Genomic DNA, 21,325 nt, shown 5'->3' with positions numbered 1-21,325 from the left:
TTATTAAGGGGGTTTCATGCACACAATAATCAGAAGGCTCGAATTAATTAAAATTCGTCCATGAAACGGCCTGCAGACGTTTTGTCATATGTGTTTGACCGCCTGCGCCTCCAGGGTATATTTGTCAGTGAATGGCAAACGACCACCCCCTGGGCCATCCAGGGCGAGCAGGAGTCCTGCGCACTGCTTCATTACATGATTCAAGGCGATGCCGTGATCCAAATGGAGGGGCGCGAGCCCGTGACCCTCCATGAAGGCGATCTGGCGATGTTCCCCCGCGGGCAAGGCCATTCCATTGGCGACGCCTTGAATAGCAAGCCCCAGGAACTGAAGGACCTGCTGCCCGAAAGAAGCGCCGAGAAATTCAGCGTCCTGCAGTTTGGTGGCGGAGGCCGAAAAAACCAAATGCTGTGCGCGGGCCTGCATTTCGAAGCCGACAGCGTCCGGCTCATATACCAGCTATTACCGCCGCTGATGATCATTTCGGCGGCACAAATTGAAACAGAACCATTGCTTTCCCACACCCTGGATGGCGTGAAAAGTGAATTAAAGGTATATGGCGAGGGGCGCAATGTCGTGCTCGTGCATGGTTTCGAGCTCGTGTATGTGCTGGGACTTCGGGTGGCGATGCGGGATGCGGGCCGTTTCAGCCGCTTTTCCATCGCGCTGCAGCACCAGGGCATTGGCCAGGCGCTCATGGCGATGCATGAGGACTTCGCCAGACAGTGGACCCTCGACTCATTGGCCGAGGAGGCCGGGGTCTCCCGGTCGTCCTTCGCACGCACCTTCAAGGAGTTGGTGGGCGAGACCCCTCGGCAGCACCTGGTGCGTCACCGCCTAGCCGAAGCGCAACGCCTTCTCAACACGACCTCTCTGCCTTTGAGCGACATCGCCGAGCGCATCGGCTATGAAAGCGTCGTGGGCCTGCATCTGGCGTTCAACAACCATTTCGGAATCCCGCCAGGAGCATATCGAAAGCAACACCGCACCCCTTTAGAGGTGAAGCCTGAAGCGACACGGCAACCGTGAATCAATGCAAAAAGCCCTGATGCTTGCGCATCAGGGCTTTGCATTTTGGCGGAGTGGACGGGACTCGAACCCGCGACCCCCGGCGTGACAGGCCGGTATTCTAACCAACTGAACTACCACTCCGCAGTGGTTTAACTGACAAAAACTGGCGTCTCCTAGGGGATTCGAACCCCTGTAGCCACCGTGAAAGGGTGGTGTCCTAGGCCTCTAGACGAAGGAGACTCGTCCTCATAACTCAACGCTCGGGAACAAACCAAGCCGCCCATTTGACGCCACCTTTTGAATGGTGGAGGTAAGCGGGATCGAACCGCTGACCTCTTGCATGCCATGCAAGCGCTCTCCCAGCTGAGCTATACCCCCATCGTGGTTCACTTGCGGTGACTTGCACGGCAGGGCGACAAACTGGCACCGAGACTTGTTCCCAACAAAATCAACTCGTCAATCAACATGGCGGAGTGGACGGGACTCGAACCCGCGACCCCCGGCGTGACAGGCCGGTATTCTAACCAACTGAACTACCACTCCGCAGTGGTTTAACTGACAACTAACTGGCGTCTCCTAGGGGATTCGAACCCCTGTAGCCACCGTGAAAGGGTGGTGTCCTAGGCCTCTAGACGAAGGAGACAAAATCTTTTCTACCTGTTCGACACTTCGCTTTTCAAAGCACACCAGACACCAAATTTGGTGGAGGTAAGCGGGATCGAACCGCTGACCTCTTGCATGCCATGCAAGCGCTCTCCCAGCTGAGCTATACCCCCGTCAACGGTTTCTGTTTTTCAACATTCCACCATTTTGTTGGTCTGCCCGGCTGCTTTGACTAAACAAAGCGTCGTTCAAGCAAGACCAAAAGTATACATCGATTTTTGACGTTTTATCAAGTCAGCTGCAAACGTTTCAACACGTTTTCACGCTCGAACAACTCCAGCACCGCATCGACCGATGGTGTTTGCGAACGACCACACACCAGCAGCCGCACGGGGATGGCCAGTTGGGGCATCTTCAAGCTGAACTGGGCCAGGGTCTCTTTCAAGGCCAGCGCAATGGAGGCCTTGTCCCAGGTGACAGTGGCCAGGCGCTCGCGCAGGGCGGCCACAGCGGGCTTGACGGCATCAGTCAGCTGGGCGACCAGTTCTTCGGCAGGCGGTTGCACATCGGTCACATACATGGACAACCAGTCGGCCAATTCCACCGTGGTCGAGCATCGATCCTTGAACAGAGCGCAAGCACGGTTCAACAAATCACCCGAGGCCAGCGCGGCAGGCACCTGCACACCGCGGGCCGCCCATTGACCACGCACCAAGGGCGCCAACACCTCGTCGGCGGTCGTCTTCATGTGTTGTTGGGCCACCCAGCGCAGCTTGGCTTCGTCGAACTGGCCGGCGCTCTTGCCCAGGTGATCCAGGTTGAACCACTCGACCAGTTGCTGGCGCGAGAAAATCTCGTCGTCACCATGGCTCCAGCCCAGGCGGGCCAGGTAGTTCACCACGGCATCGGCCAGGTAGCCTTCATCGCGGTACTGCGTGACGGCCTTGGCACCATGGCGCTTGGACATCTTCTCGCCCTGCTCGTTGAGCACTGTGGGCAAGTGGGCATAGACCGGTGGCTCGTGGCCCAAGGCGCGCAAGATGTTGATCTGGCGCGGCGTGTTGTTGACATGGTCGTCACCGCGGATCACGTGGGTGATGGCCATGTCAAGGTCGTCGATCACCACGCAGAAGTTGTAGGTGGGCGTGCCGTCAGGGCGCGCGATCACCAGGTCGTCCAGCTCATCGTTGCTGATCTCGATGCGGCCCTTGACCTTGTCGTCCCACACCACCGAACCACCCACGGGGTTCTTGAAGCGCAGCACGGGTTGCACACCCTCGGGCACGGGCGGCAGCGTCTTGCCGGGCTCGGGGCGCCAGGTGCCGTCGTAGCGGGGCTTTTCCTTGTTGGCCATCTGGCGCTCGCGCAGCGCGTCCAGCTCGGTCGTGCTCATGTAGCAGGGGTAGACCAGGCCTTTGGCCACCATGTCCTGCAGCGCGGCCTTGTAGCGGTCCATGCGCTGCATTTGGTAGAACGGACCTTCGTCGATGTCCAGGCCCAGCCACTGCATGCTTTCCAGGATCACGTCGACGGCCTCTTGCGACGAACGCTCGACGTCGGTGTCCTCGATGCGCAGGATGAACACGCCCTTGGAGGCGCGCGCGAAAGCCCACGGGTACAGGGCCGAGCGGATGTTGCCCAGGTGGATGAAACCGGTGGGCGACGGGGCAAAACGGGTGCGGACTTGGGTCATGGGATCGTGGAAAACGCAGGTATCAAGCGATGCTGTTCAGGCCCGAGGCCAGGTCGGCCTTGAGGTCTTCGATGTGTTCAAGGCCCACGGCCACGCGGATCATGCCCTGCGTGATGCCGGCGGCCTGGCGCTGGTCTTCGCTCAGGCGGCCGTGCGAGGTCGTGGCCGGGTGGGTGATGGTGGTCTTGGTGTCGCCCAGGTTGGACGTGATCGAACAGATGCGGGTGTGGTCGATCACGGCGAAGGCATTGCGGCGCGCAGCGTCGGCACCCTCGCCTTTCGTGATGAAGCTCACCACGGCGCCGCCCAGGCCGCCTTGTTGCTTCATTGCCAGTTCGTGCTGTGGGTGCGAGGGCAAGCCGGGGTAGTACACGCGCTCGACGCTGGGTTGCGCTTCCAACCAGCGCGCCAGTGCCAGCGCATTGGCGCTTTGCGCGGCCATCCGGATCGACAGCGTTTCCAGGCCCTTGAGCACGACCCAGGCATTGAAGGGCGACAGGCTCATGCCCGCACTGCGCATCACGGGCACGAACACGTTCTCGATGAGTTGTTCGCTGCCGCAGAGGGCACCGGCCACCACGCGGCCCTGGCCGTCCAGGTACTTGGTGCCGGAGTGGATGATCAGGTCGGCGCCCAGCTTGGCAGGGCGCTGCAGGGCGGGCGAACAGAAGCAGTTGTCGACCGCCAGCAAGGCACCCGCGGCATGCGCCACCTCGGCCAGTTGCGCGATGTCGCAAACCTCGGTCAGCGGGTTGCTGGGCGTTTCGGCGAACAACAGCTTGGTGTTGGGCTGGATGGCCGCGCGCCATTCGGCCACATCAGTCTGCGACACGAAGGTGGTCTGCACGCCGAACTTGCCGAACTCGCCTTGCAGCAGCTTGATGGTCGAGCCGAACACGCTGCGCGAGCACACCACATGATCGCCAGCCTTGAGCAAGCCCATCACCAACAGCATGATGGCCGACATGCCGCTGGACGTGGCGATCGCGGCTTCCGTGCCTTCGAGCGCGGCCAGGCGGCGCTCGAACATCATCGTGGTCGGGTTGGAGAAACGCGTGTAGACGAAGGCTTCTTCTTCGTTGGCGAAACGGGCTGCCGCCGTGGCCGCGTCCGGGTGGTTGAAGCTGCTGGTCAGGAACAGCCCTTCGGAGTTCTCACCCCACTCGGTGGCGGGCAGGCCCTCGCGCACGGCGAGGGTTTCCAGGCGAACGTCGGGCGCGAACGCCTTGCGCGGCAGGCGCTTTTTCTCGGGCTTGGGATCAAGCGTGCTCATGGTGGCGATCAGTCCGGTGAGTGCTGCAAGGCCAGGCGCGAGTGGTCAGCGTCGTCCTCGCCCTTTTGCGTCAGGCGCTGCGATTCGATGGCCGCGAAGTCTTCGGCGCTGACGTCACCCGTGATGTAGACGCCATCGAAGCACGAAGCCTCGAAGCTCTTGATGCCAGGGTTCAGTTTGGCCACGACCTTCTTCATCGCGTCCACATCCTGGTAAATCAACGCATCGCAACCGATGATCTGGCGGATCTCTTCCACGTTGCGGTTGTGCGCCACCAATTCTTCCTTGGTGGGCATGTCGATGCCGTAGACATTGGGGTAGCGCACTGGCGGCGCGGCCGAAGCCAGGTAGACCTTGTTGGCGCCAGCCTCGCGGGCCATCTGCACGATCTCTCGTGAAGTGGTGCCACGCACGATGGAGTCATCCACCAGCAACACGTTGCGGCCCTTGAACTCCATGCCGATGGCATTGAGCTTCTGGCGCACGGATTTCTTGCGCACGCCCTGCCCCGGCATGATGAAGGTGCGGCCCACATAGCGGTTCTTGACGAAGCCTTCGCGGTAGGGCTTGCCCAGCTTTTGCGCCAGTTGCATCGCCGAGGGGCGGCTCGATTCGGGGATCGGGATGACCACGTCGATCTCGGACGGCGGCATGGTCGAGATGACGCGCTGCGCCAGCGTCTCGCCCATGTTCAGGCGCGCCTGGTAAACCGAGATGCCGTCCATGACCGAATCAGGACGAGCCAGGTAGACGTACTCGAACATGCAGGGGTTGAGCACGGGGTTTTCGGCGCACTGCTCAGCGTGGACCTGGCCATTCAAGTCGATGAACAGGGCCTCGCCAGGCTTCACGTCGCGCACAAATTTGTGGCCGGTGCCTTCCAGGGCCACGGACTCGCTGGAGACCATCACCGTGGGGCCTTCAGGCAGGTCGGCCACGCCATAGCACAGGGGGCGGATGCCATAAGGATCGCGAAAAGCCAGCAGGCCATGTCCGGCGATCAGGCAGACCACGGCGTATGAGCCCTTGATACGCTTGTGCACGGCACGCACGGCGGTGAAGACAGCTTCGGGCGTCAGCGGGCCCTTGACGCCCACGCGCTCCAGTTCGTGTGCCAACACATTGAGCAGCACCTCGGAGTCGCTCTCGGTGTTGATGTGGCGGCGGTCAATGTCGAACAGCTCACGCTTGAGTCCATGCGCATTGGTTAGGTTGCCGTTGTGCACCAGCACCAGGCCGAAAGGCGCGTTCACGTAGAAGGGCTGGGCCTCTTCTTCGTTGAAGGCATTGCCGGCGGTGGGGTACCGCACCTGACCCAGGCCAACCGTGCCGGGCAGCGCACGCATATTGCGGGTGCGGAACACGTCTTTCACCATGCCGCGAGCCTTGTGCATGAAGAACTTGCGTCCCAGTGCATCCGGCCCGGCGGTCACGATGCCGGCGGCGTCTTGACCCCGGTGCTGCAGCAGCAGCAAGGCGTCATAGATCAGTTGATTGACAGGCGTCTTCGAAATCACACCGACGATGCCGCACATGGTTCACCTCTTCCGCAAAAACAAACAACAACGCAAATTCAATTCAAGGCTGCTCGGGCAGGAATTTGACCACCTGCTCGGGCAGAACAGGCCTCAGGCCTGTCAGCAACATCTGTAAGCCCGCCACGCCGCGTGATGATTGCCACGGTTCCCAGGTCCGCATTGGCGTCATGCTCACCACCGTGCACACGATCAAGGCCACCAGCACCCCACGCAACAACCCAAACCCGGCACCCAGAACACGGTCTGGTCCGCTGAGCACCGATGCTTTGATCATTTGGGCCACCGCCCATGAAATCAAGGCCCAAACCAGCCAAGCCACCACAAACACCACCAGCATGCCCGAGATCAGGTTCAAGCGAGAACCTGGCTCGCCCACCGGAATCAAGCGAGCGCCCTCTGGCCCATACCACTGGGCTGCAAAATAGGCCACAGCCCACCCCAGCAAGGCCAGCACTTCGGTCACCAGCCCGCGCCAGGCCCCCACGATGATGGACAGGAGCAAGCCCAGGGCCAGCACCACATCCACCAAGGTCCAGGCGCTGCCGTCCACCACGGTGGTCACAAGGTCAGCAAGGCACTGGTCATGCCGGCCTTGCGCAAGGTGTCCATGGCTTTGTCGGCTTCAGCCTTGTTGGCATAAGGGCCCACGCGAACGCGGATCTTCTTGCCGCCATTGACGGTCACTTCCTGGGTATAGGTCTTGACGCCAGCACGCTCGGCCTTCAATCGCACTTCGCGGGCCGTGGGCAGGTCGGAAAAAGCACCAATTTGCACCACATAGCGCGTGGCCGCCGCCTCGGCAGAAGCAGGCTTGGCGGCCGGCTTGGCATCTGCGGGTGCTGCGGCGGTCTTGGCAACGGCCGGCTTGCCTTCCAGCAAGGATTTGGCACGTGCTGCATCCTTGGCGACCGCGTTTTCCGCCACCACCACAGGCTTGGCAGGCTCTTTCTTGACCGCCTCTTTGGCAGGGGTGGGCTTGACGACGGCTGCCACGGCTTGCGAAGCCTGCGCACGCGCTGGCGCTGGTTTGCTGACCACGGGCGGTGCTTCGGCAGCTTCCTTGGCGGATTCGGGCGGGGCCTCAGTCACCGGCACAGTCACGCTCGCAATGGAGGGCGCCGGCCTGGACGACACTGCGGCACCACCACGAGGCACGGCAGACACCACCTGCACATCGGGGCTCAAAGGCCGGGGCTGGGTTTCAAACAACCATGGCAGGCCGACCACGCCCACACCCACCAGCACCACCATGCCGACCAGGCGGCGGCGGGCGCGCACGCGCGCCACCTCGATGTCGGCCGATGACAGCGGCGAGACGTCAGCCACGGCGGGTGTGGATCGCTGACGAAGGCGCTGTAGGAACGATGGCAACGACATGCTCGGTGGGTCGGCGGGTTATGGAGTCAGTGGAGGTGAGGCGCGTTCAGCCGGGGCAGGCCCTCGTGCAACACGCCGCCGACGGTGAAGAATGAACCAAAGACGATGATTCTATCCGTCGGCCCCGCCGCGGCCAACGCCGCGTGCAGGCCGGCCATCGGGTCCGCATGGGTTGTGACCGTGGGTTGGGCGCGTACCAGCGAGCTGCTTTGCCCCGAAATCGCGCGCACGACATCGGCCAATTGCGCCGCACTGGCCGCCCGCTCCGTGGGCAACTCGCAGCAATACCAGGCATCGATCACCTGGGTCAATTTGGCGACCATGCCGGCCAGGTCCTTGTCGGCCATGGCGCCCCACACCGCGTGGGTCTTGGGCGAAAAGCCCATCTGGTCGAGATTGGCCGCCAGGGTGGCCGCGGCATGCGGGTTGTGGGCCACATCCAGGATCAAGGTGGGCTGCCCCGGAATGATCTGGAAACGCCCCGGCAATTCCACAGTGGCCAGCCCAGTGCGCACGGCCTGGGCCGACACGGGCAGGCGTTGCCGCACGGCGTCCAGCGCGGCCAACACGCCCGAGGCGTTCAGCAGCTGGTTGACCCCACGCAAGGAGGGATAAGCCATGCCGTTGAAACGCTTGTGGCGCCCCGCCCAGGACCACTGCTGGCGATCGCCCGAGTAATTGAAATCACGGGCGAACAGCCACAGGTCGGCACCCAGCGCCTGGGCATGGTCGACCACGCTTTGCGGTGGCTGGGGGTCGGACACGATGGCCGGTCGACCTGCTCGCAAAATGCCAGCCTTCTCGCGGCCAATGGCTTCGCGATCGGGGCCCAGGTAATCCATGTGGTCCAGGTCGATGCTGGTGATGATGGCGCAGTCGGGGTCGACCACATTGACGGCGTCCAGCCGGCCACCCAAGCCCACCTCCAACACCACCGCGTCCAAGCCAGCCAGGGCCAGCAAACGCATGATGGTCAGGGTAGTGAATTCGAAGTAGGTCAGCGCCAGCTCGCCCCGGGCGTCCTCCACCGCCGCAAAGTGCGGCAACAGCTCTTCGGCCTTCACAGACAGGCCCATCACGCGGCAACGCTCTTCAAAATGCACCAAGTGAGGTGATCCGTAGACGCCCACCTTGAACCCCGCCGACAGCAAGATGTTCTCGATCATGGCGCAGGTCGAACCCTTGCCATTGGTGCCGGCCACGGTGAACACAACGGGGGGCGTGGTGTCTGCTGGCTCATCCGCATCGAGCCCACAGGGTGTGCCCAAGGTGACTGCCATGCGCTGCCAGACCTGCGACACGCGCTCGAGCCCCAGGTCAATGGTGACCGGGTGCAAGCGCTCGCAATGCGACAGCCACTCGGCCAGCGTGGTGGGTCGTGAAGTATCGTTGGGGGCGTCGGAAGGGGTGCTCATGAACAATCAGATCGCGCCAGAAAACGGAAACGGGCTGCAAACAGCGCAGCCCGCATGGTGGAATGAATCGACAAAATCAGCAGTGAAGGCGCTGGCGTTCCTCAGGCCACCAGGGCATCGACCGGCTGGCGCAGCAACATGGCCAGCGAGCGGGCGATGACCATGCGCAATTCGCGGCGGTCGATGATCATGTCGACCCCGCCCTTTTGCATCAGGAATTCTGAGCGCTGGAAACCCTCGGGCAGCTTCTCGCGCACGGTGTTCTCGATGACCCGCGGGCCGGCAAAGCCGATCAGCGCCTTGGGCTCGGCGATCACGATGTCGCCCATGAAGGCGAAACTGGCCGATACGCCGCCCATGGTGGGGTCGGTAAGCACGCTGATGTAGGGCAGCTTGGCTTTGGCCAGCAAAGTCAGGGCCGCGTTGGTCTTGGCCATCTGCATCAGGCTGAGCAAGCCCTCTTGCATGCGGGCGCCACCCGTGGCTGTGAAGGACACGAAAGGCATCTTCTGCTCTACCGCGGCCTCAACGCCACGCACAAAGCGCTCGCCCACCACAGAGCCCATCGAGCCACCCATGAAATCGAACTCGAAGCAGGCGGCCACCACCGGAATGCTGTGCACTGAACCGCCAACGACCACCAAGGCATCGGTCTCACCCGTGGCTTCCATGCCCTGCTTGAGGCGGTCTGGGTACTTCTTGTTGTCCTTGAACTTCAAGGCATCGACCGGCAGCACTTCCTGACCCAGCTCGAAGCGCCCTTCGGCGTCGAGGAAGGCGTCCAGGCGGGCGCGCGCGCCAATGCGGTGATGGTGGCCACACTTGGGGCACACATTCACATTGGCTTCCAGGTCGTTTTTGTAGAGCACCGTTTCGCACGATGGGCATTTGACCCACAGGCCCTCGGGCACCTGCCGACGCTCTGAAGGGTCGGTGGGTTGAATCTTGGGCGGAAGCAGTTTTTCAAGCCAGCTCATGTCAGGCTCCTTTCAAGGAATCCAGGGCCGTGCGGATCTCGGAAATGAAATCACTGGCGGCCTTCACCACGGTCTCGGGCGATTGCGTTTCCAGCAATTGCACGATGCGCGAACCAATCACCACGGCGTCGGACACCGCGGCCACGGCCTTGGCGGTCTCGGCATCGCGGATGCCAAAGCCAACACCGACAGGCGTGTTCACATGGGACTTGATCAGCGGCACCATCCGGGCCACCGCATCGGTGTCCAGATGGCCGGCGCCGGTCACGCCCTTGAGCGACACGTAATACACATAGCCACTGGCCACCTTGCCAACCTGCGCCATGCGCTCTTCGGTTGAGGTGGGGGCCAGCAGGAAGATGGGGGCCAGGTCGACCGCTTTCAGACGCGCAGCGAACTGCTCGCATTCTTCGGGCGGGTAGTCCACGACCAAGACGCCATCGACGCCCACAGCCTTGGCATCCTTCACGAAGGCACCCTCACCCACACGGTGGTCGTAGGCTTCGATGGGGTTGGCATAGCCCATCAGCACCACCGGCGTAGTCGTATTGCGCTCGCGAAAGCGCTTCACATCGGCCAGCACGTGCTTGAGCGAAATGCCTTTGACCAAAGCGCGCTCGGCCGCCTTCTGAATGACCGGGCCATCGGCCATCGGGTCAGAGAAGGGCACGCCCAGCTCGATCACGTCGGCGCCGGCATCGGCCATGGCCCACATCAACTCGGGCGTCAACTCAGGAAACGGATCACCGCAGGTGATGTAAGGGATCAGGGCCTTGCGTCCCTGGTCGCGCAGGGTGGCGAAGGTGGCATCAATGCGGTTGCTCATGCCTGCGCGCCCTTCACGGTCACGCCGCGCTGCGAAGGCCGGTCATAGAACTCGGTGCCCGACAGGTCGGCCACGGTGCCGATGTCCTTGTCGCCTCGGCCGGACAGGTTCACCAGGATGTGCTGGTCAGGGCGCATGGTGGGGGCCAGCTTCATGGCGTAGGCCACCGCGTGGCTGGATTCCAGCGCCGGGATGATGCCTTCGGTGCGGCACAGGCGGTGGAAGGCTTCGAGCGCTTCCTTGTCGGTGATGCCGACGTATTCGGCACGGCCGATGTCCTTGAGATAGGCATGCTCGGGGCCCACGCCGGGGTAATCCAGGCCGGCCGAAATGGAGTGCGTCTCGGTGATCTGGCCGTTTTCGTCTTGCAGCAGGTACGTGCGGTTGCCGTGCAGCACGCCCGACACGCCTTTTTGCAGGGACATCGAATGCTTGCCACTCTCATAGCCCTCGCCCGCCGCCTCCACGCCAATCAGGCGCACGTTCTCGTGCTGGATGTAGGGGTAGAAAATGCCCATGGCGTTGCTGCCACCACCCACGCACGCAATCACGGCATCAGGCTGGCGGCCAATCTTGGTGGGCATCTGCGTGAGGCACTCTTCGCCAATCACGCTCTGGAAATCACGCACCATGGCAGGGTAAGGCGAAGGGCCCGCCACCGTGCCGATGATGTAGAAGGTGTTCTCGACATTGGTCACCCAATCGCGCATGGCCTCGTTCAGCGCGTCTTTCAAGGTGCGGCTGCCGGATTCAACCGGCACCACCTTGGCGCCCAGCAAATGCATGCGGTAGACATTGGGCGATTGGCGCTTGACGTCTTCCGCACCCATGTAGACCACGCACTCCATGCCATAGCGCGCGCAAATGGTGGCGGTGGCCACGCCATGCTGCCCGGCGCCGGTCTCGGCGATCACGCGGGGCTTGCCCATGCGCTTGGCCAGCAAAGCCTGCCCGATGGTGTTGTTGATCTTGTGGGCGCCGGTGTGGTTGAGGTCTTCCCGCTTGAGGTAGATCTGCGCACCGCCCAGTTCACGGCTGAGGCGCTCAGCGTGGTAAATCGGGCTGGGACGCCCGACGAAATCGGCCAACTCACGCTTGAACTCGGCGATGAAGTCCGGATCGTGGCGGTAATGCTCGTAGGCGTTTTTGAGCTCGTCCAGCGCGTGGATCAGCGTCTCAGAGACGAACGTGCCGCCATAGGGCCCGAAATGGCCCTTGGCGTCGGGCTGTTGATAATTCAGCATAGCTCTCTAAAGATTCTTCAATCAATCCGCGCGGGGCTGATGGGTTTCGGCACATTGCCGATCGGCCGCCCGCACGGCCTGACAGAACTGGCGCATCAGCGCGGCATCCTTGATGCCCTTGCCCGATTCCACACCAGAACTCACATCCACGGCCCAGGGCCTCACATTCAACACGCCCTTGGCCACATTGCCGGGGTTCAAGCCCGCCGACAGGATCATGGGGCACGGCAGTTGCGAAGGCAACCAAGACCAGTCGAACAACTCTCCGCCGCCCCCATACCCTTCCACATGGGCATCGACCAGCATGGCCTGGGCTTTGGGAAAGCGCTGGGCGAAGTCTAACAAATTGAAACCGCTTGCCATCCGGGCGGCCCTGATGTAAGGGTGTCCGGAATCCTCGCACTGCGCGGCCGACTCGTCGCCATGGAACTGCAGCAGGGCCTGGGGCAGCGCGGCAATGGACTCGCGCACGAACGATTCATTGGCATTGACCAGCAGCAACACTGGCGTGACAAAGGGAGGCAACTGGCGCGCCAAAGCCTGCGCACGCGCCAAAGTGACGTGGCGGGGGCTCTTTTCATAGAGAACAAAGCCCACAGCATCGACACCCGCATCGACGGCTGCATCCACATCGGCCTCTCGCGTCAATCCGCAAATCTTGATGCGGGTGCGGTGGTCGGCAGGCAAATCGCGAAAAGGAATCATGTCCGATCAGTCAGGAAGCCATTGGAAAGCGGGCACCTCAGAAGGCAGCCCCCAACGCTCATCGTAGCGCGGCCCCAAAAAGTACAGGCCCTCAGGGGCAAAGGTGGGCGCGGCAATCTTGCGGTCACGGGCGTCCAGAACGGCCTGCATCCACGAGATCGGCTGCGCGCCCGTGCCCACCGTCACCAGGCAACCCATGAGGTTGCGAATCATGTGGTGCAGGAAGGCATTGCCTTCGAAATCAAAGCGCCAGTAGACACCTTCGGCGCCCGGGCCCAGAATGCCCCGGTGATCTACCCCAACGGCCGATGAAGACAAACGCCCAGCCGCCCCACCGCAGCGCCGGATGGAAATTTCGCGCAGCGTCTTGACCGGCGTGGGGGATTGGCATTGCGACGAACGGAAGGAGCTGAAATCATGCTCGCCAATCAGGCAGGCGCTGGCCGCCACCATGGCCTCTTGGTCCAAAGGCCGGAACACCCAGCCCACCTGACCTGACTCGAGGGCGGGACGAACCGGCGCCTCCAGCAGGATGTAGGCATAACGCCGGCCCGTGGCGCTTTGCCTCGCATGGAAGGTGTCGGGCACCTCTGCGGCCCATTGCACCGCGATGTCGGGCGGCAGGAAGGCATTGGTGCCCCTCACCCACGAAAATGGCTCGCGCTGCAAGGGTGTGTCCAGGTGAACTACCTGGTTGATGCCGTGCACGCCCGAATCCGTGCGGCCCGCGCACATGACGCGGGTGGGCAGCGTGGCAAAAGCCGACAAAGCCGACTCCAGCGCGTCTTGCACGGTGCCGCCGCCGGCCTGACTTTGCCAGCCTTTGTAGGCGGTGCCTCGGTAAGAAACGCCGAGGGCGACCCGGCGGGTCGCCCTCGGCTGCTCACTGCTCATGAGATGACGTCAGCTCAGGTTGTCCAGCATGGACTTGGCCTTGACCTGCAACGCGCCGGTGGCGTTGGCCACCACTTCTTGCAGCAACTCGCGAGCGCCATCAACATCGCCGATCTGGCGGAACTCTTCGGCCAATTCGAACTTGCGTTCCATCGGGTCGGAAGGCTCAAGCAGATCGTCATCCAGCGCCAGGCCTTCAGCAACGGGCGCTGGTGCCGGGGCCGGGGCGTCCAGGTCGAGGTTGAGGTCGCCAAGATCAAAAGCGCCCGTGGACGATGTCACGTTGGCTGCCGGAGCGGGGGCCGGGGCCACAGGATCCAGTGGCAGATCGAAGTCCAGAGAATGCGGCTCTTCAATCGCCGGTGCAGCTGCCACGGGGGGCTCTGCGGGCAAGTCCAACGACGGCATGTCGGCGAAAGCATCGAACTGCAGGGAGGACTTGTCAGCTTGGAACTCTGGCTCGGACAAAGGCGCTGGCGACGAGATGTCCAGGTCCAGGTCCACCAGCTCGCCACCGGCTGGCTCCATGGGCGCCGTGTCCGGCGTGTCCAGGTGCATGGGGGTGGGCATCACCGAGTGAGGGATGGTGCTGGCACCCAAGGAGTCGTTGGGTTCCACGCTCAGAGGCGTGCTGGACGATGGCTGACCACCCGGCTGGTATAGCGGGTTCTCAGGATCGATGCCCAGGCCCATTTCCTGAGCCTTGACCCAATCGTCGCCATGGCCACCTGTCAGGTTGTACAGCTGGGACGCCAGTTGCTCGTAGCCCTTGGTGTCACGGCGCTTGGCATACACCTCCAGCAACTTGGTGCGGATGGCCAGACGCTCAGGCGTGCTGCGCAGCGCTTCCTTGAGGATTTCTTCGGCTTGGAGGTCGCGGCCATAGGCCAGGTACACATCGGCCTCGGCCACGGGGTCCACGTCGCCGATGGCGTCCAACTGGCTGAGCGAATAGCTCATGGAGGACGGGGCGCCCGTGGCATCACGGGTATCGACGCGCTGGCCACCGCTGGCACCGAAGAACGAGTCAGGCTGCAGACGGCTTTCCAGGAATGAAGTTTCTCCGGTGTCGGCACGGCGGCGCGAACGCAAGAACATCGCCACGCCAGCCAGCAAGGCCACGGCCGCCCCCACACCCGCGAGGAGCATGGGGTTGAGTGACTCGAGCAGGCCAGGCGCCTCGGGCTCTGGCTCAGGAATGGCCGCGGGCTTGGGCAAAGTGGGCGCGGGCATGGCCTCTGATGCAGCAGATGCCGCCTCGGACACTGCATTGGCCACGGCAGTGGCGGTTTCCGAGGCCGCCGAAGCCACCTCGGAAGCTGCCGGCGCCACGGCCGAAGCTTCTGAAGCCACCACGGCCGGCGTGCTTGGCACAGGCGCAGGTGGCACGACGGCTGGCGCGGCCACGGATGCCACTGGCGCCGGCGCTGGGGCCGGTGCAGGAGCAGGTGGCTTGACCGCAGGAACGGCGGGGGCGGGCGCGGCTGCGGCTTTTTCCTTCAGCTTGCGCAGGTCGTCCAGATTCTTGGAGAGCTCGGCCACGCGGGCTTCGTTTTCCTTTTGGGCGCGGGCCTTGGCCAGGCGATCTTCCGTGGCAGGCGCGGAAGCCTTGCTGCTCAAACCACCCTTGCTCAGAGTGAGCTTGTCAGGGGTGGGGGCGGCAGATTGCTTCTGATCCTTGACTTCGGCCTCGACCTTGCCTGCGGCTTGACGCTGGGGCTTCTCAGGGGCCGTGGTGGTGGCTGCGCCGGCCAAACGCTGGCGGTAGGCCGCGAAATCAGCGCTTTGGGCCACGATGACCTGGCGCGCCTCGGTGTTCGTGACCGACTTGGCTTGCTCGGCCGTGGGCATGTTCAACACGACGCCCGACTTCAGGCGGTTCATGTTGTCGCCCTGGAAGGCTTGCGGGTTGTTGCGGTACAGGCCCACGAGCATCTGGTCGAGCGACACGCCGGCCACTTGATGCTCACCGGCAATTTTGGACAGGGAATCACCGCGTTGAACGCGAATGCCTTGCGCGGAGCGAACGGGCGCGGAGGGACGTTCAGCCGCGGGCTCGGCAGGGGCCGCAGCTGGCACTGGGGCCGGTGCAGGCGAACTGGCGGCACTGGCCACGGGGGCGGGCTTGGCACGGGGCTTGGGCGGGGCTTCAGCGACGACGGGGGCTGGTGGCTTGGGCGCTGCGGCGGCGGGCACGGGTGCAGGCGCCGGTGCGGGCCGAGGTGCAGGGGTTGGCGCCACAGAATCCATCGAGGGCGCCACGGTTTGGGCAGGCGCACGGGTAGACGATGGAGGATCGAACAGCAGGGTGTACTCGCGCACCAGGCGGCCGGAAGACCAGGCCAGGTCCAGGATCACGTCAATGAAGGGCTCTTGAACAGAACGGTCACTCGTGATCTTGAGGAACGAGCGGCCATCGCCGCGGCGCTGCAGCACGATGCTGGTGGCACCGAGCACCTGGTTGTAATCAACCCCGGCGGCGCGGTAGGTTTCAGGCGAAGCGACTTTCACCTGCAGCGACGCGCTTTCTTCGGGCGTCAGGCTGGTGATGTCGATTTCAGCACGCAGGGACTCTCCCAGCGCGGATTGCACATTCAAACGCCCGAGCCCCAGCGCCCACGAGGCAGCCGGAAGCAGGGACAAAGCGGCACAAGCCGCAGCGACAGCAACCCGATTCAAGGCAAAGCGCCCTGCGGACAACGAATGATCTTTCAAGGCGTCTCCCAAGTCGTCATTGAGTCGTTGAATTGACCCATAGGCTCACCCCAATCCAGGACAGATTCGGACGCGAACCCGCACCTGCAGACGGTACGCAGCAGAAAACACAATAGCATCAAGCAGATACGGTGACAAGCTCATGCAAATACTGATCTGTCCGGGCTGAACTCCATGCCAGCCATGAGGACAATCGGCGCTATTGTCGCCCCGCGGCCACAACAACTGTTACCAACTTTGTTTCAAGCCGTTGTAACAGCATGCGGTTAGGGCGTGGTTACAACAGCCAGGCATGCCGGTCAGGCATCCAACAGAATGCGCAACATGCGACGCAGAGGCTCGGCCGCACCCCAGAGCAACTGGTCGCCGATGGTGAAGGCGCCCAGGTATTCAGGCCCCATGGCCATCTTGCGCAGGCGACCCACGGGGATCGTCAGCGTGCCGGTCACGGCCACGGGCGTCAGGTCCTTGATGGTCGCTTCGCGCGTGTTGGGCACAACCTTGACCCACTGGTTATCAGCAGCGATCATGGCTTCGATGTCTGCCAGGGGCACGTCTTTCTTGAGCTTGAAGGTCAAAGCCTGGCTGTGGCAGCGCATGGCGCCAATGCGCACGCAGAAGCCATCGACCGGCACCCCCGGGGTGCCAAAGCCTTCGCCCTGCCCCAGGATCTTGTTGGTCTCGGCGCCGCCCTTCCACTCTTCCTTGCTCATGCCATTGCCCAGGTCCTTGTCGATCCAGGGGATGAGCGAGCCGCCGAGCGGGGCGCCGAAGTTGGCCGTCTCGGCCTCGGTCAGAGAACGCTGCTTGGCGATGATCTTGCGGTCGATTTCGAGGATGGCGCTCTTGGGGTCGTCCAGCAGGGGGCGCACTTCGGCGTTCAGCGTGCCGAACTGGGTGAGCAGTTCGCGCATGTGCTGGGCACCGCCGCCGGAAGCGGCCTGGTAGGTCTGGGTGGACATCCACTCGACCAGGCCGGCCTTGTACAGCGCCCCCACGCCGATCAGCATGCAGCTGACGGTGCAGTTGCCGCCGATCCAGTTGTTGCCACCCTTGGCCAGCGCGTTCTTGATGACGGGCAGGTTGACGGGATCCAGCACGATGACGGCGTCGTCCTTCATGCGCAGCGTTGAGGCGGCGTCGATCCAGTGGCCGTTCCAGCCGGTGGCGCGCAGCTTGGCGAAGACGTCGCTGGTGTAGTCGCCGCCCTGGGCGGTGATGATGATGTCGCAGCGCTTCAGTTCAGCGATGTCGTAGGCATCCTTGAGCGTCGTTTCGTTCCTGGCGACCGAGGGGGCCTTGCCGCCCGCATTGCTGGTGCTGAAAAACAGCGGCTCGATGAGGTCGAAATCGCCCTCGGCCTGCATGCGGTCCATCAACACCGAGCCGACCATGCCGCGCCAGCCGACCAAACCCACCAATTTCGTTGCCATTTTTCAGTCCTTCTCGCCCGGCTCAGCCCCGGGCCATGTCTGTGTGATTAACCTTGCTTGGCCAGGGCGGCCACGACGGCCTCACCCATCTCGGCCGTGCCGACCTTGCGGGTGCCTTCGCTGTAGATGTCGCCGGTGCGCAGCCCTTGCTCCAGCACCGATTGCACAGCGGCTTCGATGCGGCTGGCGGCAGCTTCCTGGTTCAGGCTGAAGCGCAGCATCATCGCGGCACTCAGGATCGTGGCCAGCGGATTGGCGATGCCCTTGCCCGCGATGTCGGGGGCCGAGCCGTGGCTGGGCTCGTACAGGCCCTGCCCCTTGGCGTTCAGCGAGGCCGAAGGCAGCATGCCGATCGAACCGGTCAGCATCGCGGCGGCATCAGAGAGGATGTCGCCGAACATGTTGCCGGTGAAGAGCACGTCGAATTTCTTGGGCGCCTTGACCAGTTGCATCGCGGCGTTGTCCACGTACATGTGGTCGAGCTCGATGTCGGGATACTGGGCGTGCACCTCGATGACGACGTCCTTCCAGAACTGGAAGGTCTCCAACACATTGGCCTTGTCGACGCTGGTGACGCGCTTGCCGCGCTTGCGCGCGGCCTGGAAGGCCACGTGGGCGATGCGTTCGATCTCGGGGCGCGAATAGCGCATCGTGTCGAAGGCCTCAGGGGCGCCCTTGAACTCGCCATCGGGTGCTTCGCGGCGGCCACGCGGCTGGCCAAAGTAGATGTCGCCCGTCAGTTCACGGATGATGAGGATGTCCAGGCCGGCCACCAGTTCGGGCTTCAGGCTGGAGGCGTGCGTGAGTTGCGGGTAGCAGATCGCGGGGCGGAAGTTGGCGAACAGGCCCATGTTCTTGCGCAGGCCCAGGATGGCCTGCTCGGGGCGCAGGGGGCGGTCGAGCTTGTCGTACTTCCAGTCGCCGACCGAGCCGAACAACACGGCATCGGAGTCCATGGCCAGCTTGAGGGTGGCGGGTGGCAGCGGGTGGCCGTGGGCGTCGTAAGCGGCGCCGCCCACCTTGGCCTCTTCCATCTCGAAAGGCAAATCAAGCGCCTTGAGCACCTTGACGGCCTCGGTGACGATCTCGGGGCCGATGCCGTCGCCGGGCAAAACTGCAATCTTCATGACCATGGTGCGTGTTGTCGAAATTAAACGATGCGGTGGTTGAGCCAAGGCTTTTGCGCCAGGCGCTCGGCCTCGAAAGCCTTGATCTTGTCGGCGTGGCGCAGGGTCAGGCCGATGTCGTCAAAACCGTTCAGCAGGCAGTACTTGCGGAAAGGCTGGACATCGAAGGCCAGCTCGGTGCCATCGGGCTTGACGACGACCTGGCGCTCCAGGTCGATGGTCAGCTCGTAGCCGGGAAAAGCCAGCACTTCGTTGAACAGATTGTCGACCTGCAACTCGCTCAACTGGATCGGCAACAGGCCGTTCTTGAAGCTGTTGTTGAAGAAGATGTCGGCAAAGCTCGGTGCGATCATGGCGCGAAAGCCATATTGCTCCAGCGCCCAGGGGGCGTGCTCGCGGCTGGAGCCGCAGCCGAAGTTCTTGCGCGCGATCAGCACCGAGGCGCCTTGGTAGCGCGGCTGGTTCAGCACGAAATCCGGGTTGGGTTTGCGCGTGGCCGGGTCCTGGCCGGGCTCGCCCGCGTCCAGGTAGCGCCATTCGTCGAACAGGTTAGGGCCGAAACCCGTGCGCTTGATCGACTTCAGGTATTGCTTGGGGATGATCGCGTCGGTGTCGACGTTTTCCCGGTCCATCGGAGCCACAAGCCCCTTGTGAATGCGAAATGCTTGCATGGCGTTTACTTTTCAAAGCGTTTCATGGTTGCTCAGGCGATGCGGCGCACATCGACAAAGTGGCCTTCCATCGCAGCAGCCGCCGCCATGGCCGGGCTGACCAGGTGGGTACGGCCACCGGCGCCTTGACGGCCTTCGAAATTGCGGTTGCTGGTGGATGCACAGCGCTCGCCAGGCTCCAGGCGGTCAGCGTTCATGGCCAGGCACATGGAACAGCCCGGCTCGCGCCACTCAAAGCCTGCGGCCTTGAAAACCACGTCCAGGCCCTCGCGCTCGGCCTGCTCCTTGACCAGACCGGAACCCGGCACGATCAAGGCCAGCTTGATGTTGGACGCGACCTTGCCACCGATGCGGCGGACCACGGCGGCTGCTTCACGCATGTCTTCGATGCGAGAGTTGGTGCACGAGCCGATGAAGACCTTGTCCACCAGGATGTCGTTGATCGCCTTGTTGGGCTCGAGCGCCATGTACTGCAATGCACGCTCCATGGCGGACCGCTTGTTGGGGTCCTTTTCCTTGTCAGGATCGGGCACGCGGTCATCAATGGACAGGACCATCTCGGGCGAGGTGCCCCAGGTGACTTGCGGCTTGATCTGGCTGGCGTCCAACTCGACCACGGCATCGAAATGCGCATCGGGGTCGGAGTGGAGGGTACGCCAATAGGCCACGGCCTGCTCCCATTCCACGCCCGCGGTCGGCGAGAAGGGACGGCCTTTGACGTAGTTGATGGTGGTGTCGTCCACGGCCACCAGGCCTGCGCGCGCGCCGCCTTCAATGGCCATGTTGCACACCGTCATGCGGCCTTCCATGCTCAAGGCACGGATGGCGCTGCCAGCGAATTCGATGGTGTAGCCGGTGCCGCCCGCCGTGCCGATCTTGCCGATGATGGCCAGCACGATGTCCTTGGCGCCGCAGCCCTTCGATAACGTGCCTTCGACCTTGATCAGCATGTTCTTGGCCTTCTTGGCCAGCAACGTCTGCGTGGCCAGCACGTGCTCGACCTCGGAGGTGCCGATGCCATGGGCCAGCGCGCCAAACGCGCCATGCGTGGAAGTGTGGCTGTCGCCGCACACCACGGTCATGCCAGGCAAGGTGGCGCCCTGCTCCGGGCCGATCACGTGCACGATGCCCTGGCGCTTGTCACTCATCTTGAACTGCGTGATGCCCACACGGTCGCAGTTGGCGTCCAGCGTGTCGACTTGCAGCTTGGAGACCGGGTCGGCGATGCCCTGGCTGCGGTCGGTAGTGGGCACGTTGTGGTCGCTCACCGCCAGGTTGGCCGACAGGCGCCAGACTTTGCGGCCGGCAATGTTCAGGCCTTCAAAGGCCTGCGGGCTGGTGACTTCGTGCACCAGGTGGCGGTCGATGTACAGCGTGACGGTGCCATCGTCTTCGGTGTGGACGACGTGTTCGTCCCAGATCTTGTCGTAAAGGGTGCGTCCCATGGTGCTTCTTGCGCGAGGGGCCGTGTAGAGGCCCGTTTGGGGAAAGACATCGATTTTACGTTACGGGCGCGTGAAATGCTTAGGTTGGGGCGTTTTGGGGCCTTGGGGGCTTCGCAGGTGGTGAGTGGGCAGGGGCAGTTCACTGGGGCGGCCCTTCCCTGCCTACTCACCCCCTGCTGCGCTGGCGGCGGCCGACGGTGGCGCGCAACGAATGGTGGCGTGGCACGGTGGCGCCAGGGCCCGCCCCCACAAAGGGCGAGGTGGTGCTTCGGGGGACGACTTGCGGGGCGTCGAGGAGCGGAGGTGTGGGCGGAAAAAGGATCGTCCGTTGTTTGAGCCCCGCAAGGGCGAGTTTCGGACGATCCCCGCCCGCACCGA

Annotated in this window: 17 protein-coding genes and 6 tRNA genes; 1 reads left to right on the top strand and 22 read right to left on the bottom strand. The window is 63.2% G+C overall.

The features are described from left to right. Window positions 1-60 precede the first annotated feature (60 nt). A complete protein-coding gene (locus LQ232_RS20045) occupies window positions 61-1,029 on the top strand; it encodes an AraC family transcriptional regulator (protein ID WP_230182149.1) in 969 nt (322 codons plus the stop codon). A gap of 46 nt (window positions 1,030-1,075) precedes the next feature. Here the strand turns inward: LQ232_RS20045 and LQ232_RS20040 are convergent. The 22 genes from LQ232_RS20040 to leuC form a co-directional block, all read right to left on the bottom strand. Beyond that, window positions 1,076-1,152 (bottom strand) — tRNA-Asp (locus LQ232_RS20040). 23 nt (window positions 1,153-1,175) lie between these two features. After that, window positions 1,176-1,251: transfer RNA gene (locus LQ232_RS20035), tRNA-Glu, on the bottom strand. A gap of 62 nt (window positions 1,252-1,313) precedes the next feature. Beyond that, window positions 1,314-1,389: transfer RNA gene (locus tag LQ232_RS20030), tRNA-Ala, on the bottom strand. 88 nt (window positions 1,390-1,477) lie between these two features. Then, window positions 1,478-1,554, bottom strand: a tRNA-Asp gene (locus LQ232_RS20025). 24 nt (window positions 1,555-1,578) lie between these two features. Beyond that, window positions 1,579-1,654: transfer RNA gene (locus LQ232_RS20020), tRNA-Glu, on the bottom strand. A 57-nt stretch (window positions 1,655-1,711) separates the two neighbouring features. Beyond that, window positions 1,712-1,787 (bottom strand) — tRNA-Ala (locus LQ232_RS20015). A gap of 116 nt (window positions 1,788-1,903) precedes the next feature. Then, window positions 1,904-3,307: a glutamate--tRNA ligase gene (gene gltX, locus LQ232_RS20010; protein WP_230182148.1), complete on the bottom strand. Its 1,404-nt coding sequence runs from the start codon at window positions 3,305-3,307 to the stop codon at window positions 1,904-1,906. 22 nt (window positions 3,308-3,329) lie between these two features. Then, window positions 3,330-4,580 (bottom strand): O-succinylhomoserine sulfhydrylase, encoded by a 1,251-nt coding sequence (locus LQ232_RS20005; protein WP_230182147.1) that lies wholly within the window; start codon window positions 4,578-4,580, stop codon window positions 3,330-3,332. An 8-nt stretch (window positions 4,581-4,588) separates the two neighbouring features. Further along, window positions 4,589-6,115 carry an amidophosphoribosyltransferase gene (gene purF, locus LQ232_RS20000; protein ID WP_230182146.1) on the bottom strand — a complete coding sequence of 509 codons (1,527 nt, stop codon included), beginning with the start codon at window positions 6,113-6,115 and terminating at the stop codon, window positions 4,589-4,591. Window positions 6,116-6,158: 43 nt separating this feature from the next. Further along, the gene (locus tag LQ232_RS19995) at window positions 6,159-6,680 is read right to left on the bottom strand and encodes a CvpA family protein (protein WP_230182145.1); all 522 of its coding nucleotides are present in this window, start codon (window positions 6,678-6,680) and stop codon (window positions 6,159-6,161) included. Then, the gene (locus LQ232_RS19990; protein ID WP_230182144.1) at window positions 6,677-7,444 is read right to left on the bottom strand and encodes an SPOR domain-containing protein; all 768 of its coding nucleotides are present in this window, start codon (window positions 7,442-7,444) and stop codon (window positions 6,677-6,679) included. The genes LQ232_RS19995 and LQ232_RS19990 overlap by 4 nt, the downstream gene beginning before the upstream one ends. Window positions 7,445-7,521: 77 nt before the next feature. After that, entirely contained in the window at window positions 7,522-8,910 is a 1,389-nt protein-coding gene (folC, locus tag LQ232_RS19985) for a bifunctional tetrahydrofolate synthase/dihydrofolate synthase (RefSeq protein ID WP_230182143.1), read from the bottom strand. Window positions 8,911-9,011: 101 nt separating this feature from the next. Next, the gene (gene accD, locus LQ232_RS19980) at window positions 9,012-9,887 is read right to left on the bottom strand and encodes an acetyl-CoA carboxylase, carboxyltransferase subunit beta (protein ID WP_230182142.1); all 876 of its coding nucleotides are present in this window, start codon (window positions 9,885-9,887) and stop codon (window positions 9,012-9,014) included. Window position 9,888: 1 nt separating this feature from the next. Beyond that, window positions 9,889-10,713: a tryptophan synthase subunit alpha gene (gene trpA / locus LQ232_RS19975; RefSeq protein ID WP_230182141.1), complete on the bottom strand. Its 825-nt coding sequence runs from the start codon at window positions 10,711-10,713 to the stop codon at window positions 9,889-9,891. Next, window positions 10,710-11,957, bottom strand: a complete 1,248-nt coding sequence (trpB, locus tag LQ232_RS19970) for a tryptophan synthase subunit beta (RefSeq protein WP_230182140.1) — start codon at window positions 11,955-11,957, stop codon at window positions 10,710-10,712. The genes trpA and trpB overlap by 4 nt, the downstream gene beginning before the upstream one ends. Window positions 11,958-11,978: 21 nt before the next feature. Then, entirely contained in the window at window positions 11,979-12,662 is a 684-nt protein-coding gene (locus LQ232_RS19965) for a phosphoribosylanthranilate isomerase (protein ID WP_230182139.1), read from the bottom strand. 6 nt (window positions 12,663-12,668) lie between these two features. After that, a complete protein-coding gene (truA, locus tag LQ232_RS19960; RefSeq protein WP_230182138.1) occupies window positions 12,669-13,556 on the bottom strand; it encodes a tRNA pseudouridine(38-40) synthase TruA in 888 nt (295 codons plus the stop codon). Between the two features lie 9 nt (window positions 13,557-13,565). Beyond that, window positions 13,566-16,271 (bottom strand): FimV/HubP family polar landmark protein, encoded by a 2,706-nt coding sequence (locus LQ232_RS19955; protein ID WP_230182137.1) that lies wholly within the window; start codon window positions 16,269-16,271, stop codon window positions 13,566-13,568. Window positions 16,272-16,570: 299 nt separating this feature from the next. Continuing rightward, entirely contained in the window at window positions 16,571-17,704 is a 1,134-nt protein-coding gene (gene asd / locus LQ232_RS19950; RefSeq protein WP_230182136.1) for an aspartate-semialdehyde dehydrogenase, read from the bottom strand. 47 nt (window positions 17,705-17,751) lie between these two features. Then, window positions 17,752-18,831 carry a 3-isopropylmalate dehydrogenase gene (gene leuB / locus LQ232_RS19945; protein ID WP_230182135.1) on the bottom strand — a complete coding sequence of 360 codons (1,080 nt, stop codon included), beginning with the start codon at window positions 18,829-18,831 and terminating at the stop codon, window positions 17,752-17,754. A gap of 23 nt (window positions 18,832-18,854) precedes the next feature. Then, window positions 18,855-19,502, bottom strand: coding sequence for a 3-isopropylmalate dehydratase small subunit (gene leuD, locus LQ232_RS19940; RefSeq protein WP_230182134.1), 648 nt, complete (start codon window positions 19,500-19,502; stop codon window positions 18,855-18,857). Between the two features lie 32 nt (window positions 19,503-19,534). After that, complete coding sequence (gene leuC, locus LQ232_RS19935) at window positions 19,535-20,947, bottom strand: 3-isopropylmalate dehydratase large subunit (protein ID WP_230182133.1); 1,413 nt, start codon at window positions 20,945-20,947, stop codon at window positions 19,535-19,537. Window positions 20,948-21,325 lie beyond the last annotated feature (378 nt).

The organism is Aquabacterium sp. CECT 9606 (assembly GCF_918741295.1).
Lineage (GTDB): Bacteria > Pseudomonadota > Gammaproteobacteria > Burkholderiales > Burkholderiaceae_C > Aquabacterium.
Note: the sequence above shows the minus strand (reverse complement) of the source record. Positions and strands in the feature narration are given on the sequence as shown.

Coding starts and splice junctions, on each gene's coding strand:
- accD (WP_230182142.1), bottom strand. CDS start 9,887: ATGAGCTGGCTTGAAAAACTGCTTCCGCCCAAGATTCAACCCACCGAC.
- LQ232_RS20045 (WP_230182149.1), top strand. CDS start 61: ATGAAACGGCCTGCAGACGTTTTGTCATATGTGTTTGACCGCCTGCGC.
- trpB (WP_230182140.1), bottom strand. CDS start 11,957: ATGCTGAATTATCAACAGCCCGACGCCAAGGGCCATTTCGGGCCCTAT.
- trpA (WP_230182141.1), bottom strand. CDS start 10,713: ATGAGCAACCGCATTGATGCCACCTTCGCCACCCTGCGCGACCAGGGA.
- LQ232_RS20005 (WP_230182147.1), bottom strand. CDS start 4,580: ATGAGCACGCTTGATCCCAAGCCCGAGAAAAAGCGCCTGCCGCGCAAG.
- leuC (WP_230182133.1), bottom strand. CDS start 20,947: ATGGGACGCACCCTTTACGACAAGATCTGGGACGAACACGTCGTCCAC.
- truA (WP_230182138.1), bottom strand. CDS start 13,556: ATGAGCAGTGAGCAGCCGAGGGCGACCCGCCGGGTCGCCCTCGGCGTT.
- gltX (WP_230182148.1), bottom strand. CDS start 3,307: ATGACCCAAGTCCGCACCCGTTTTGCCCCGTCGCCCACCGGTTTCATC.
- leuB (WP_230182135.1), bottom strand. CDS start 18,831: ATGAAGATTGCAGTTTTGCCCGGCGACGGCATCGGCCCCGAGATCGTC.
- folC (WP_230182143.1), bottom strand. CDS start 8,910: ATGAGCACCCCTTCCGACGCCCCCAACGATACTTCACGACCCACCACG.
- purF (WP_230182146.1), bottom strand. CDS start 6,115: ATGTGCGGCATCGTCGGTGTGATTTCGAAGACGCCTGTCAATCAACTG.
- asd (WP_230182136.1), bottom strand. CDS start 17,704: ATGGCAACGAAATTGGTGGGTTTGGTCGGCTGGCGCGGCATGGTCGGC.
- leuD (WP_230182134.1), bottom strand. CDS start 19,502: ATGCAAGCATTTCGCATTCACAAGGGGCTTGTGGCTCCGATGGACCGG.
- LQ232_RS19965 (WP_230182139.1), bottom strand. CDS start 12,662: ATGATTCCTTTTCGCGATTTGCCTGCCGACCACCGCACCCGCATCAAG.